The organism is Arthrobacter antibioticus, from assembly GCF_030063205.1.
Taxonomy (GTDB): Bacteria; Actinomycetota; Actinomycetes; order Actinomycetales; family Micrococcaceae; genus Specibacter.
Genome location: NZ_JASISQ010000001.1, coordinates 962,021 through 975,605 on the forward strand (window position 1 = coordinate 962,021; position 13,585 = coordinate 975,605).

Consider the following 13,585-nt stretch of genomic DNA (forward strand, 5'->3'; position numbering starts at 1 on the left):
ACAGATGTAAACAGGGCAACGGCGTCGTATATTCCGCAAACACCGCATCAGCGAAAGAGTCGTGGGAGACTTAGACACAGCATTAGCCTTCCGCAAAGCGGCCCCGGCCGTGACTCAGGGAGGCTAAAAGCATCAATAAGGAGGCTCACTTGTCCATTGTTCGCGTACTCGCCCGCCCCATGCTGGCGTCTTCGTTTATCTTGTCCGGCCTTGACCGTCTGCGTCACGCAGACCAGACAACGGCGCAGTTGGCGCCGGTGCTGCGCCCGCTCAGCGCGGCCCTGCCTGTTGAGGTCAGCGAAAAGAACCTGGCCCGAGTGCTTGCTGGCACCCAAGTAGGTGCAGGGATTTTGCTGGCGTTTGGGAAATTTTCGCGGCCCGCTGCCGTTGCTTTGGCCTTGACAGCTGGTTTGGGCACAGTGGTTGAGTACCGCAATGCTGAGACAAGCACCAAAGAAAACCGCTCCCACCGGCGCAACCAACTGACCAAGAACATTGGTTTGATTGGCGGCGCGCTTCTGGCAAGTGTTGATACGGCTGGGCGTCCCGGACTGGCGTGGCGTACCGAGAAGCTGCTTCAGAGTGGCAAAAAGACCGCTAAATCCAAGCTTAAATCTGCGGATAAGTCGGTCCGCACACTGGCGCACGAAGTGACAGGACAGTAACTATCCATGACCAGCTCCCACTGGCCCGCACCTTTCTCCACCGCACCCCTTGATGCCACAGTCACCATTCCGGCCTCTAAATCGCTGACCAATCGGTATTTGGTGCTGGCCGCCATTGCCGAGGGTGAATGCCGTTTGCGTGCGCCTTTGCAATCCCGGGACTCTGATCTCATGATCGGGGCACTACGTGCCTTGGGAGCGATCATCAAAGAAGTTCCCGGAGCGCAGGAGGTACCCGATCTGGTGGTCACGCCTATTCCCACGGATTTGACCCCCACCACAGAGGCCACAGAACCCACAGAGACCACAGAGGTTCACTGTGGCCTTGCAGGTACTGTCATGCGCTTCGTCCCGCCGTTAGCGGCCCTCGTTGCCGGCCAGGTGAAGTTCACCGGGGACCCCGCCGCACATCGCCGTCCCATGGCGCCCATTGTGGCGGCACTGGAAGGACTTGGCGTTCGGGTGGAGGATGGCGAGGACGGTTTCCTGCCATTCACAGTGCAGGGTACAGGTGCTGTTGCCGGTGGCCACGTACAGGTTGATGCGGGTGACTCCTCGCAGTTCATCTCAGCTATTTTGCTGGTCGCTCCCCGATTCACCAACGGTCTGCACCTTGAGCACATCGGTGAGTCTGTCCCCAGCGTGGACCATATTTCCATGACAGTGGAAATTCTGCGTTCAATGGGTGTCGCAGTTGATGACTCCACCCCCAACCACTGGGTTGTGCTCCCTGGAGCTATTGCCGCCTTTGACGTGGCGTTGGAACAGGACCTCTCAAACGCCGGCCCGTTTCTGGCAGCAGCCCTAGCAACACGTGGCACAGTCCGTATCCCGAACTGGCCCACTCAAACGACTCAGGTTGGCGATAAGTGGCGTGAAATCCTGCCCCAGTTCGGTGCCACTGTCAGCCTTGAAGACGGCGTCCTGACAGTCACAGGTGGCCCGGAAATCAAGGGTGTGGATATCTCCGACACTAGTGAGTTGGCACCTTCCACAGCCGCGATCTGTGCTCTGGCTTCCACACCCTCACGCCTGCGCGGCATCTCACACCTGCGCGGACATGAGACCGATCGCCTGGCCGCCCTGGTAGCTGAAATCAACGCTCTGGGTGGCAATGCGGTGGAGACCGAAGACGGACTGATCATCAACCCGGCAGCTCTCCATGGCGGGGTGTTCCACAGTTACCATGATCACCGTATGGCCACGGCCGGCGCCATCATCGGGCTTGCCGTTCCCGGCGTCGAGGTTGAGAATATTGCCACAACTGCCAAGACCATGCCCGAGTTTCCAAATATGTGGGCGGCCATGGTGTCGCAGACCGCTGTTGGAGTCGCCGCGGCGGTTGAAACAAAGGCATAGAACATGGCACGGGATTACAGCAACTGGGATGAATCTGATGTCCGGGTCAGGGCAAATAAGAAGGGCAGCCGGCCAAGAACCAAGGACAGACCCGCCCACGAGGATGCAGTCATTGGCCGGATCGTGACGGTTGACCGTGGCAGATACACGGCCATTGTGGACGAAGATTTACCCACTGAACGCATCCTCATTGCCGCGCGGGCAAGGGAACTTCGCCGCAATCCAGTGGTGGCCGGTGACTTTGTTGCGCTGGTAGGCGATGTGACGGGCAAACCTGACACGCTGGCCCGGCTGGTCCGTGTGGAGGAACGCCGCACCCTGCTGCGTCGAAGTGCCGATGACACCGACCCCGTGGAGCGGGTGGTGGTGGCCAACGCCGATCAGCTTGTGATTGTTGTGGCAGCGGCCAACCCCGAACCCCGCACCGGATTTATCGACAGGGCGCTGGTTGCCGCCTATGACTCAGGCATCTCTCCCCTGCTCCTGATCACCAAAACCGACATCAAGGATCCAGCCGAGCTGCTGGCCAACTACGAGCACTTGGAAATGACTGTCATTATCAGCCGAACAGCTGCCGATGGCGCCTCGGGTATTGACGCCCGCAGCGACGACGGCGACTCCGCTCTGCTTGCCGGCGGTGCTGTTGCCCAGCTGCATGGCTACCTTGACGGCAAGGTCAGCGTGATGGTGGGTCACTCAGGCGTCGGAAAATCGACCATGGTCAATGCACTGACCGGTTCACAACGAGCCACCGGTGGCGTGAATGCCGTCACGGGCCGTGGACGGCACACATCCTCCTCAGCCTTGGCACTGCAGCTCCAAGGCGGCGTACCAGGGTCATGGATCATTGATACCCCAGGCATCCGGTCCTTTGGTTTAGCCCATGTGAATCCGGACAGAATTTTGGCCGCCTTCCCTGACTTACAACCCGGCACCGACAACTGCGAACGGGGCTGCAAGCACAACAGCGTAGCCGTCAATTGCGGCTTGGACCCCTATGTGGCTGCAGGGTTTGCCGGTGACGCCGGAGGCGCCCGCCTTGCTTCCTTGCGCCGCCTGCTAGGGACAAGCGATAGAACTGAAGGCCGTGCCGAGGCGAAAGAACTGGGCAGCATAGAGTAACTCTTTGGCTGCCTCTGCTTTTGGGGTCGCTGCCACTACGCGTCATCCCGGATTTTTCTCTCACTACAGATAGCGTGAAGCGTATGACGATCGCACCCCAAACGTATAACGATGACCTTCGCCTGGCGCATGTTCTTGCAGACAGCGTGGATTCGCTGACCATGTCCCGTTTCAAGGCCCTCGATCTGAGAGTTGAAACCAAGCCTGACCTGACACCTGTGACCGATGCGGACAAGGCTGCCGAGGAGTCCATCCGGAGCCAGCTCTCCAGAGTGCGCCCACGCGATGCCGTGTTGGGCGAGGAATTTGGCAGCAGCGGGCATGGGTCACGACGCTGGATTATTGACCCCATCGACGGCACCAAGAACTTTATGCGCGGCGTCCCGGTCTGGGCCACACTGATTGCCCTGGTTGAGGAAGGCGTCCCGGTTGTGGGCCTTGTCAGCGCCCCGGCACTGGGTAAACGTTGGTGGGCGGCTCAGGGCACAGGAGCTTACATGGGCAAATCCCTTGCCGCTGCAACACGCATCCGGGTCTCCAACGTCGCGGAGCTCAAGGACGCCTCCTTGTCCTACTCGTCTCTGACAGGCTGGGCGGAGCGCGGCAACCGCGACGAGTTCATCTCACTTACCGACGACGTCTGGCGTACCCGGGCCTACGGCGATTTTTGGTCTTACTGCATGGTGGCCGAAGGCAGTGTGGACATTGCCTGTGAGCCCGAACTGAACCTATACGATATGGCCGCACTGGTTCCTATCGTCACAGAGGCCGGTGGCCGCTTCACCTCTTTAGAGGGCGCAGACGGCCCCTTTGGCGGCAATGCCCTGGCGACCAACTCCATTTTGCACACCGAGGTGCTGCGACGCTTGAATCCCAATTGGGATGACTTGCTGGGTTAACTTTTCGAGGTTGCGCAGGTGAGTGCGGCGCTTTATGTAACGTAACAAATGCACTATCTGATTTCTTGGGCTAATCTCTTGTGCATAGGTCACGAGTGCCAGCGCTAAACCCCGGTTTGCTGGCCGGCAACCCTCCTTTCGCGGCGGGGTGCCCCGGGTGACGACCTGGCCAGACCGGAACGGTTTTGGCAAGCGCGGACTGCTTGGCACCCCCCAGGCGTCCTTCCGTCGAAGGAATCCTTGATGAGCAACGCCCTGTTGGAAAAAAACTCCCTCATAGAATCGCCGTTGTTGCCCGTTGTGGGTGATGAATTGCAGGCTCCCCTGATCCACGGCGGGCATGTGCGCTACGCCAACCTTGACTACGCAGCCTCCGCACCGGCCATCAACGAGGTAGCGGCCCACTTGAACGAGGTGCTGCCCTATTACGCCAGCGTGCACCGAGGAGCCGGCTTCGCCTCCCAGGTCAGCACCTCAGCTTATGAGAACGCGCGGAGGATTGTGGCGGATTTTGTGGGTGCACGCTCTGATGATTTGGTTATTTTCACCCGAAACACCACAGATTCGTTAAACCTTTTGGCAACGTGTGTGGAAAGCGTCTTGAAGCGCCTCGGGTATGCCGATGGCCGCTCCAACCTTCACGGTGAGGTGCTTTACCTGGACATCGAACACCATGCCAACCTGCTGCCATGGCAGGGCCTGCCACACCGTTCCGTTGTGGCGGCCGACAGCATCGCCTCGACCTTGGCCCGGGTAGAAACACAATTGCGTGCAGGTAATGTGCTTCTGCTGGCGGTTGCTGGCGCCTCCAACGTCACCGGGGAAGTCCTTCCCGTGAACGAGCTGGCCGCCTTGGCACACCGGTACGGGGCGCGCATTGTTGTGGACGCCGCTCAGCTGGCACCGCACCGCCGCATTGATCTGTCCGCTAGCGGAATCGATTACTTGGCTTTCTCCGGGCATAAACTCTACGCACCTTTTGGAGCTGGAGTGCTGGTAGGACGCCGCGACTGGCTCGATGCCGGCACGCCCCACCTGGCCGGCGGGGGTGCCGTGAAAGAGGTTCGGCTTGAATCCGTCACCTGGACCGATGGCCCTGCCCGGCATGAGGCCGGCTCCCCCAATGTTTTGGGCGCCGCCACACTGGCCAAAGCCGCGGCTATTTTGGGCTCCCTTGACCCCTTGGACTGGCACAACCACGAACAACTCCTGCGCAAGCACCTTGTCACTGGCCTGAACAACATAGCGGGTGTTAATGTTCACTCCCTGTTCAGTGATGCGCACTCGCACCCAGACTGCGGCAGCATCGGCGTCGTCAACTTCTCCATTACCGGGTACGACGCCGGATTGGTCGCCGCGTACTTATCGGCAGAACACGGTGTGGGTGTCCGTGACGGTAAATTCTGTGCACATCCGCTGCTCAACAGGCTGGGACTTCCATCAGGCTCGCTCCGGGCCAGTTTTGGGGTGGGCTCACGTGTGGAGGACTCTCAGCGACTCCTTGACGGCATCACGACCCTCCTGCGTGATGGCATGTCCTGGGACTACGTGATCGATTCCGGCCGGTGGGTCCCGGCAAACGATAACCGTAGCTATCCTGACTGGGCGCCCAACACCCCCGGCACAGCAGGTGCGGCTCCCTGCCTGACCGACTAGCCCGGTAGCGTCCGGCTCTGAGCCGGACGCGGTAAAGTTATACGCCACACAGCACAACATTTCAGGAGCGGTTATGGCAGGGATCGGCGGACCCGTTTTTGACGCCGAACGGCGCCAGAGTATGGCAGCGGCATTCCTGGAGGGCGGTGGCAGGTATCACAAGGTCCGGCCCGGTTACCCGCCGGAATCCCTCGCGTGGCTTACGGAAACTGCCACCCATATCCATGATGTGTTGGATGTTGGTTCCGGAACGGGGAAATACACACAGCTGTTGGCAGAGCACGGCTGGTCGCTGTCCGCGGTCGACCCTTCAGCGGATATGCTGGCGCAGCTTATCCTCGACTTCCCGCAAGCCACCGCGATGGTAGGCACTGCCGAACACCTTGAACTGCCCGGCTCGGCCATGGATCTGGTGGTCGTGGCCCAGGCGTGGCACTGGTGCGAACCCTTTGCCGCCAGCAAGGAGATTGCCCGCGTGCTGCGCCCCGAAGGCACCTTGGGGCTGGTGTGGAATCAGCTTGACGTAGGGCAGCCGTGGGTTCACAGGTTGGCCCGGATCATGCACGCAGGGGATGTGCTCAAGCCGGATTTCCGCCCCACCCTGGGCCCGGAGTTCGCCACGCCGTTGCGCCACACCACACGGTGGGTCCAACCACAAACGCCCGAGGAGATTATGGAACTTGCCACATCGCGTAGCTACTACCTTAAAGCCTCAGAGCAGATCCGGGCCAAGGTCATGGCGAATCTGCGGTGGTATTTATTTGACCATTTGGGCCATGCCCCTGGGGAGGAACTGGCCCTGCCCTACCTGACCCAGACCTGGCGCACCCAGAAAGCGTAGACCTCACTTCAGTGCAACGCAGCTCCGTATGCACTACAGCCCAGGGCCATACCCGGCGTTAGCTCGACAACAACCCGAAAATATGACTATGATTTCGGCAGGCCTAAGTGATCGATTTAGGACGTGCGAAGGAAAGAATGGTCCCCGAGACGCTCAACACCCAGAACAAGCCACTGCGCAAGCCACTGCGCAAGCCAGGCGGAGGACTCTTTCTGCTGCTGGGTCCTGCCTTCGTGGCAGCCATTGCCTACGTTGACCCAGGCAATGTTGCGGCGAACCTCACCTCCGGGGCACGTTACGGCTATCTTCTGGTTTGGGTCCTGGTAGCCGCCAATATCATGGCTATGCTGGTCCAATACCAGTCAGCAAAGCTCGGTGTAGTCACCGGTAAATCACTTCCTGAACACTTGGGGGAAAGACTAAAAACCCGTAGCCGCCGCCTGTTCTGGGCGCAGGCCGAGCTTGTTGCGATGGCCACGGATTTAGCTGAGGTGGTGGGCGGGGCAATTGCACTGCACCTTCTTTTCCAGCTGCCGCTTCCCGTAGGCGGCCTACTTGTGGGCTTAGCGTCCATGGGTCTTCTGACAGTCCAGAACCGCCACGGACAGCGCCCCTTTGAGAGCGTCATTATCTTCTTGCTCGTGGTCATCACTATTGGGTTCCTGGCCGGTCTGGTACTCAGCCCCCCGGACCCGGCAGGTGTGATCAGCGGCCTTGTGCCGCGTTTTGAGGGGGCCGGCAGCGTTATGTTAGCGGCTGGGATGCTTGGCGCAACTGTTATGCCACATGCCATCTACCTCCACTCGCAGTTGGCCAAGGACAGGCATCCGGATGCCCGAAGTACCCCTGCCCGGCTCCGGCAAATCGTCAAGGCCACCCAGCTTGACGTGGTGGTGGCACTGATCCTCGCCGGAGCAGTGAATATTGGCATGCTCCTACTAGCCGCCTCAACATTGAGCGGAACCTCTGGCACTGACACCATTGAAGGTGCCCACACCGCGATCGTGAACAGCTTGGGGCCAGTGATCGGCGTGGTATTCGCCGTCGGCTTGCTCGCCTCGGGGCTTGCCTCCACCTCAGTGGGCGCCTACGCCGGGGCAACAATCATGAATGGACTCCTGAAAGTCCGCATTCCTCTGCAGACCCGCCGGCTCGTCAGTCTCATACCGGCGATCATTTTGCTCTCTGTGGGGATTGACCCCACCTGGGCCCTGATCGTTAGCCAAATCGTTCTCAGTTTTGGTATCCCGTTTGCACTCGTCCCGCTCCTGCGCCTAACCGCCAGCAAAAGAATCATGGGAGAGCACAGGGACTCGTTGGTACTACGCCTATCGGCGCTGGTTAGCGTTGTACTGATCGTGGCGTTGAATGCCCTCCTGCTGTGGCTGACCTTCAGCGGCCATCTCTAGCGGGTAGGCTGGGAGTGTGAAACAAACTTTGACCTCCTCAAGCATCGAAGACTATGTCAAAGTCATTTATGCCTACACGGAGTGGCAGGATAAACCCATTACTTCCACGGCTCTGGCGAACCGGCTAGGCGTCGCGAACTCCTCCGTCTCGGAGATGGTTCGCAAGCTAAAAGACCAAGGCCTGGTGGACCACCAACCGTATAGCCCCATTCACCTCACGGAACAGGGCTTGGCGCTGGCGTTATCCATGGTCCGCAGGCACAGGCTTCTGGAAACGTACTTGGTACGCGAGCTTGGCTACACTTGGGACGAGGTCCATGACGAGGCCGAACAACTTGAGCACGCCGTTTCGGATCATTTCATAGAGCGCATGAGCGCCAAACTTGGCCACCCCGTAAGAGACCCGCACGGGGATCCCATCCCTGATGCCGAAGGCCGCATCACCATGGCCCCATCGCATCGCCTTGACGAGCTGGATCCCGGACATACCGGGCGCATTAGTCGCATCAGTGACCACGACCCCGAGCTTCTGCGTCACCTGGAAAAGCTGTCCATCGGCCTCGACACCCAACTTCGGGTTCTGGGCCGGCTTCCCTTCGGCTCGGGTTTTAGCGTGCACCTTCTGGATTCCACGGACGACGCCGCAAACTTGACTCTTGGGGACGAGGTTGCGGCCTCGCTGTGGCTAACTTCTGTAGGATCCCATTCAACGTGCACGGTTCAGGATCTAACTGGCGGCTCATTGATGAGTAACCATGCGGCTTCTCACTAAAGCAGGTCCTACACAAGGGTCCGTGGCCACTTTTTAGAAGTTGGCCTCAGCGCTGCTTTGCCAGGAACGTCCCTGCGGCAAAGTGTGCTGCCGTCAGGGCAAGCATGAGAATGCCCAGGACCGTTGAACCCGCACTGAACAGCGCCACCGCTGCCGTGAAGAACAGCCCAAGCGATACCCAACTGCCAATGCGCTCGCCAACATACTTCTCGCTGCGGGGAACTAAAAAGACTCCCCACCCCACCACAATCACGGCCGGAATCCCCAAGCCGAGAATCAGGTTCCAGGGGCTGTCCTGTTTGAAACCCCAAAACAAGAATGCCGCAACCATCGCCACTTCAAGGACGAAACCCAATACTCCGAGGGCAACTTCCAGCACAGGAGTGAGGGCAGCTACATCAATGCGCGCCCGTTTCACCTCAGACCCTTTGCGACGTCCCACTATCCCTCCACGTTCCTAGCCATTATCAGCGGCCACATTCTGTGTCGCCACGCTCTCTGACATTGCAGCACGTTGCTGACGCAAGATAAAGCGCTGGACTTTACCGCTGGGTGTTTTTGGAAGCTGATCAACGAAATGGATCCGCCGCGGGTAAGCGTGAGCAGCAAAACCAGTTTTGACTAGTTGCTGCAATTCTTTGGCCAAGAGATCCGATGCCTGCGCCGGATTCACCAATACAACAAAGGCTTCAAGGACTTCGCCACGGATCTCATCAGGGGCGCCAAGGACGGCCACTTCGGAAACGGCCTGGTGGGTTGCCAACACCGATTCAACATCAAAGGGGCCAATGCGGTAACCGGCCATGATGACAACATCATCATCACGGGCAGAAAAGTATATATAGCCGTCGCCGTCTCGACGCCCTGCATCACCTGTGAGGTACCAGGTACCGTCGGCGCTGAAACGTTCGGCTGTTTTTTCCGGGGCTTGCACATAGCCGGTAAACCACATGAAAGGGCTCTTCTTGACGTTGATGGCTATCCGTCCGGGTTCACCATCGGCAGCGAGTTCAGCGCTGTCGTCGCCAAGCACGTTCACGCTCCACCCGGGCAGCGCCTCCCCCATGGAACCGGGACGCAGTTCCTGACGCAGTCCCTCTGCCCAAGCATTTCCAGCAACCATGCCAAGCTCCGTTTGACCGTAGTGGTCCCTGACTTCTACACCGAAAGCATCACGGCCCCACGCTATGACATCAGGGGTCAGCGGCTCTCCGGCGCTTGAGGCCCGGCGTAGCAGGTGGCTTCTCTCTGGCGTTGATCCAGCACGCAAGGAACGGTAGACGGTGGGGGCTGCCGCAAAGTTGCTCACCTCGAATTTTTCCAGGACGGACCACATGAGTTCCGGACTGAAGCCTGCACTGAGCAGGAGTGAGCGGTGACCGGCGGCCATAGGTGCCAACAGCGCAAAGTACAGCCCATAGGCCCAGCCCGGGTCGGCGACGTTCCAGAAAACATCATCGTCGCGAACATCCAAACCAAACCTGTGGTAGCCAACAAAGGACGCCACAGCGTTGAGCGGAATGGAAACACCTTTGGGTGACCCTGTTGTGCCGGAGGTAAACAGCTGCACCAGCGAGCCATCCCCACCAACGGCAACGGATTCGACGTCGTGACTTTCCTCCTGGGAGGCCCGTCCGGTCTCACGAGTCGATCCGGAACCTGTGAAAGCGCCCGTTCCCGAGACCATCTCAGTGAAAGCATGGTCGTACCCGAAAGCTTCGCCACGGGCAACAACTACAGGACGTGAAGCATCGGTGGGAACTTCACCCGGAGGGAGAAGCTTGTTGCGCTGGTCAGAATCGGTAATCACAAGAGAGGCACCGCTGGCCTGAAGCCGGAATTCGATGGCGTCGTGAGCGAAAGCGGTAAAGAGAGGTACGTTCACCGCGCCCAGGCGCCAAATGCCCAGCAGCGCAATAACAAGTTCAGCGGACTTGGCCATGAGCGTGGCAATATGGTCACCACGTTTGACACCGAGGTCCCGCAAGGCAGCGGCGAACTGCGTAGATTTCTGGCGCAGTTCGCCGTAGCTGATGTCTTTAAACTCAAGATCGGCGGCTATGACCGTGAACGCCGTGTCGGTGGCGGGGTGCCTGTCGCAGAGCAGCTCGGCCGCATTGGCCCCTGGCACCGCGAAAGTATCTAAAAGCTCTTGCACACGTACGCTCATGATCTGCATCCCCGCCTCGATTCACCACCACAGGGCGCGGTGTTGTAAAAGCCCCGCCGCCTCGTTAAACGCTGTTTAGCCTTCGCAGTCTTTGCAGTAGAGCAGACCATTCTTCTCGCGTGCCACCTGGGTGCGGTGGCGGACCAGGAAGCAGGAGGAACAAGTGAACTCATCATCCTGGGCCGGAATGACCTGGATGATCAGTTCCTCATTGGAGAGGTCTGCCCCGGGCAGGTCTGTGCCTTCGGCCGTGTCTGAATCTTCGACGTCGATGTGCGCCGTCTGAGCACCGCCACGCTGTACCTGGAGCGCCTGAAGCGACTCTGTCTCGTGGTCTTCGTCTTTGTTGCGGGGTGCGTCGTAATCCGTTGCCATGCGGTTTTCAAACTCCTGAGTACTCGTGGTATCGGCTGTGTGTTTCAGCGCCTCATACTAGCCCCTGAAAGCTGAAATTGCGCTCTTAATTACCTGTTGTTTTCCCACAGCATAGGGGACGGCTTGAATATTTAGTGTATTCTCGGCGAATTTTTGTAGAATGTTGCGCATATATTTCCTCACTAGTGGTGATTATCACCCTCAATGCACGCACTTTGCACCACTCTTGCGCCTCTTGACAGGGCTTGTGAATCGCCTCTTGGCAAGCTTCGCCTTATCCTTGAAGGACATGGCAAACAACTATTCTTCCCACTCCTCGCTGAATCGGCGCCAAGTGGCACAAGCATTGAACATTCCACCGGAAATGGCTGCTCGCAACGGTATTCCCTCACGGATGAGCTCCGCTGATGTGGCAGCCATTGACGCGGATCCCCCTGCCTGGCTGGCACAATCCCGCGCTAATGCTACGGGGAAGCGGCCAATCTGGGTGGATTTGCGCTGCTACCTCTGCGACTTCCTTGAAGTTGCGCGGCCAAAAAAGTGGTGGCCGGATTTCACCTACGTCATTTGCGACTTCCATGAGAACGATGAGCTTCCTGCTGTCCCTGCCGGTTGGAGACGTAGCGAGTACGACGGCGTGGGCAGTAGATTCCGCGGGATCGTCGACTCCCAAGACCCCTAAGTAGAGAACGTGTCTGCGATGTGGGAGCTTTTCCATGCACTAAGCCGCTACTTTCTGTCTTGACCACTAAAGGTCACGTCTTGATCGGGTAGAGTTCAGGCCGTGACTGTGCCTGCGAGACTCTTCCAACAATGGCTGGGCGCTGTAGCCGGCTCCACCAGCCATGCTGCCGTGTGCCGGGCAGCAGGCATAAAGCGCTCCACTCTTGCCCAACAACTAGTGCGCGGGCGTGTATCCACGGCCACGGTGGCTGCTATTAGCCGGTCGCTTGACCTGCCGGTGGTGAGTGCACTGGCAGCATTCCCTGCGTTCAATGACCTGTCATCCGGAATGAAGCCTCCCACCAGTGCCGAACTGCTCAGTCAAATCTCCGATACAGACCTTCTTCAGGAAATTTTGAACCGGAATACGGCCGCAGCCAGTTTATCCAGTCCCAGCCCCTTGCAGTTGTCGCCGGCACCACCGAGCTCATCTGTCCGCAATTGGTTTGACGCTATAGGCAGGGCTGAACTGCGCCAGAGAATTGCCAGCGAAGCCGGTATTGCACCCCAGAATTTGTCGGCGCAAATCAGCGCGAATCGACTCACAGTCCAACTTGCCATCGCGAGCGCTCGAATCGCCGGGGTGGGATTTACCAACGGACTTGTCGCCACAGGATTTCTGACCCCCGCGGAGGCTGGTTGGTTACCTGGCTCCCGTGAAGAAGCGTTGCGCAGAACGGCCAATAGTGCATTGCTGTCCCTGGCGTCTGCGCGGCTGGAATCGTTGAGCCGCGTGCTACGGCGCACGGAAGAGGATAAAGCGGCGGTTCAAATTGTTTGGGAGAACCTCGGATGATTAGTATTTTGCAGTGGTCAGCTCTGGCAGCATGTATCGCCTGCACAATGTGGCGTTTCCCGGCTATGCTCAAGGGCCGCAACCGTACTTTGTTTTGGGTGTTCCTTTTGATGTCCACGGCTGTGGCACTGAGCTTGCCGGCCATCTACTTGCCCATCGACGGTCTCTTGGGCGGCGCCAACATTGCCAACGTCATCCTTCGATTGAGCTTGTTTGGCTCCTTCTTCCTACTCGCTGGCAAGGTCGCCGCCGCCTACAACTCACAGTCTGCTTACTACCTGGTTCGCGGCCCCATTGGCGTGGCCGTGCTTCTTGGCTGTTCAGCGGGCATCTGGATCACGTACTTCATCGCTGATACGCAAGGATCCAGCACAGGGCTCTCTGGGATCCCTGCGCAGACATCTTTGACCGTTTATGGGTGGCTTGGCTTCCTCTACATGGGGTACGCAGCAGGCTGCCTCATTGTTCCCACAGCCAAGGCGGTATTTTCCCCCCGGGAGTTCTTAGACCGGGCTGCAGCAGCTTTGATGTGCCTAGGATTCATTTTGGTCTGCGTTGATGTTCCGCTGCAAATTTCGGTAATTTATGTGGACGCACTGGTAAAAGTCGTCTCTTTCTCATCAATTCTGTGTATAACATCGGGTCTGGCTCTGGTCTGGGTGTCCTATATCCGGCGCCGCGCCCAACAAACGGTGGTTGCATAAGGTTAACGTTTAGTAATCTCTCTGGAAAAATGTACACGGATCCATTAGATTCTGACATACTAATGAATGTGTGAACACAGTACGTCCTGGAGCA

At 58.6% G+C, this 13,585-nt stretch carries 14 protein-coding genes and 1 riboswitch; of the genes, 11 read left to right on the plus strand and 3 right to left on the minus strand.

Translation table 11 applies throughout. The annotated features are described in order from the left end of the window. Nucleotides 1-149: 149 nt before the first annotated feature. From QMG40_RS04435 to QMG40_RS04470, 8 genes are all read left to right on the plus strand, one after another. Nucleotides 150-665 carry a DoxX family protein gene (locus QMG40_RS04435; protein WP_283528300.1) on the plus strand — a complete coding sequence of 172 codons (516 nt, stop codon included), beginning with the start codon at nt 150-152 and terminating at the stop codon, nt 663-665. Between the two features lie 6 nt (nt 666-671). Next, the gene (gene aroA, locus QMG40_RS04440; protein WP_283528302.1) at nt 672-2,024 is read left to right on the plus strand and encodes a 3-phosphoshikimate 1-carboxyvinyltransferase; all 1,353 of its coding nucleotides are present in this window, start codon (nt 672-674) and stop codon (nt 2,022-2,024) included. 3 nt (nt 2,025-2,027) lie between these two features. Continuing rightward, nucleotides 2,028-3,146: a ribosome small subunit-dependent GTPase A gene (gene rsgA, locus QMG40_RS04445; RefSeq protein ID WP_283528304.1), complete on the plus strand. Its 1,119-nt coding sequence runs from the start codon at nt 2,028-2,030 to the stop codon at nt 3,144-3,146. 83 nt (nt 3,147-3,229) lie between these two features. After that, nucleotides 3,230-4,045: a histidinol-phosphatase gene (hisN, locus tag QMG40_RS04450; RefSeq protein WP_283528306.1), complete on the plus strand. Its 816-nt coding sequence runs from the start codon at nt 3,230-3,232 to the stop codon at nt 4,043-4,045. Between the two features lie 87 nt (nt 4,046-4,132). Further along, nucleotides 4,133-4,246, plus strand: a riboswitch (SAM riboswitch). Between the two features lie 42 nt (nt 4,247-4,288). Next, nucleotides 4,289-5,701: an aminotransferase class V-fold PLP-dependent enzyme gene (locus QMG40_RS04455; protein WP_283528308.1), complete on the plus strand. Its 1,413-nt coding sequence runs from the start codon at nt 4,289-4,291 to the stop codon at nt 5,699-5,701. Nucleotides 5,702-5,774: 73 nt separating this feature from the next. Continuing rightward, the gene (locus QMG40_RS04460) at nt 5,775-6,542 is read left to right on the plus strand and encodes a class I SAM-dependent methyltransferase (RefSeq protein ID WP_283528310.1); all 768 of its coding nucleotides are present in this window, start codon (nt 5,775-5,777) and stop codon (nt 6,540-6,542) included. Nucleotides 6,543-6,679: 137 nt separating this feature from the next. After that, a complete protein-coding gene (locus QMG40_RS04465) occupies nt 6,680-7,951 on the plus strand; it encodes an Nramp family divalent metal transporter (protein ID WP_283528312.1) in 1,272 nt (423 codons plus the stop codon). 16 nt (nt 7,952-7,967) lie between these two features. After that, a complete protein-coding gene (locus QMG40_RS04470) occupies nt 7,968-8,723 on the plus strand; it encodes a metal-dependent transcriptional regulator (RefSeq protein WP_283528315.1) in 756 nt (251 codons plus the stop codon). A 46-nt stretch (nt 8,724-8,769) separates the two neighbouring features. Here the strand turns inward: QMG40_RS04470 and QMG40_RS04475 are convergent, their stop codons facing one another. The 3 genes from QMG40_RS04475 to QMG40_RS04485 all read right to left on the minus strand — a co-directional run bounded on the left by QMG40_RS04475 (nt 8,770) and on the right by QMG40_RS04485 (nt 11,268). Then, a complete protein-coding gene (locus QMG40_RS04475; RefSeq protein WP_283528317.1) occupies nt 8,770-9,165 on the minus strand; it encodes a YrdB family protein in 396 nt (131 codons plus the stop codon). 15 nt (nt 9,166-9,180) lie between these two features. Beyond that, nucleotides 9,181-10,893 carry an AMP-binding protein gene (locus QMG40_RS04480; RefSeq protein WP_283528319.1) on the minus strand — a complete coding sequence of 571 codons (1,713 nt, stop codon included), beginning with the start codon at nt 10,891-10,893 and terminating at the stop codon, nt 9,181-9,183. A gap of 75 nt (nt 10,894-10,968) precedes the next feature. Continuing rightward, on the minus strand, nt 10,969-11,268 hold the full coding sequence (locus QMG40_RS04485) for a DUF4193 domain-containing protein (protein ID WP_283528321.1): 300 nt from the start codon (nt 11,266-11,268) through the stop codon (nt 10,969-10,971). A gap of 289 nt (nt 11,269-11,557) precedes the next feature. Here QMG40_RS04485 and QMG40_RS04490 point away from each other — a divergent pair, with 289 nt between their 5' ends. From QMG40_RS04490 to QMG40_RS04500, 3 genes are all read left to right on the plus strand, one after another. After that, complete coding sequence (locus QMG40_RS04490; protein ID WP_283528323.1) at nt 11,558-11,950, plus strand: hypothetical protein; 393 nt, start codon at nt 11,558-11,560, stop codon at nt 11,948-11,950. Between the two features lie 102 nt (nt 11,951-12,052). Then, complete coding sequence (locus QMG40_RS04495) at nt 12,053-12,787, plus strand: hypothetical protein (RefSeq protein ID WP_283528325.1); 735 nt, start codon at nt 12,053-12,055, stop codon at nt 12,785-12,787. Then, nucleotides 12,784-13,491 carry a hypothetical protein gene (locus QMG40_RS04500; protein WP_283528327.1) on the plus strand — a complete coding sequence of 236 codons (708 nt, stop codon included), beginning with the start codon at nt 12,784-12,786 and terminating at the stop codon, nt 13,489-13,491. The genes QMG40_RS04495 and QMG40_RS04500 overlap by 4 nt, the downstream gene beginning before the upstream one ends. Nucleotides 13,492-13,585 lie beyond the last annotated feature (94 nt).

What these genes read in the sequence shown, in the direction of transcription:
- aroA (WP_283528302.1), top strand. Translation starts at nt 672, where the DNA reads ATGACCAGCTCCCACTGGCCCGCACCTTTCTCCACCGCACCCCTTGAT.
- rsgA (WP_283528304.1), top strand. Translation starts at nt 2,028, where the DNA reads ATGGCACGGGATTACAGCAACTGGGATGAATCTGATGTCCGGGTCAGG.
- hisN (WP_283528306.1), top strand. Translation starts at nt 3,230, where the DNA reads ATGACGATCGCACCCCAAACGTATAACGATGACCTTCGCCTGGCGCAT.
- QMG40_RS04455 (WP_283528308.1), top strand. Translation starts at nt 4,289, where the DNA reads ATGAGCAACGCCCTGTTGGAAAAAAACTCCCTCATAGAATCGCCGTTG.
- QMG40_RS04460 (WP_283528310.1), top strand. Translation starts at nt 5,775, where the DNA reads ATGGCAGGGATCGGCGGACCCGTTTTTGACGCCGAACGGCGCCAGAGT.
- QMG40_RS04465 (WP_283528312.1), top strand. Translation starts at nt 6,680, where the DNA reads ATGGTCCCCGAGACGCTCAACACCCAGAACAAGCCACTGCGCAAGCCA.
- QMG40_RS04480 (WP_283528319.1), bottom strand. Translation starts at nt 10,893, where the DNA reads ATGAGCGTACGTGTGCAAGAGCTTTTAGATACTTTCGCGGTGCCAGGG.
- QMG40_RS04485 (WP_283528321.1), bottom strand. Translation starts at nt 11,268, where the DNA reads ATGGCAACGGATTACGACGCACCCCGCAACAAAGACGAAGACCACGAG.
- QMG40_RS04490 (WP_283528323.1), top strand. Translation starts at nt 11,558, where the DNA reads ATGGCAAACAACTATTCTTCCCACTCCTCGCTGAATCGGCGCCAAGTG.
- QMG40_RS04500 (WP_283528327.1), top strand. Translation starts at nt 12,784, where the DNA reads ATGATTAGTATTTTGCAGTGGTCAGCTCTGGCAGCATGTATCGCCTGC.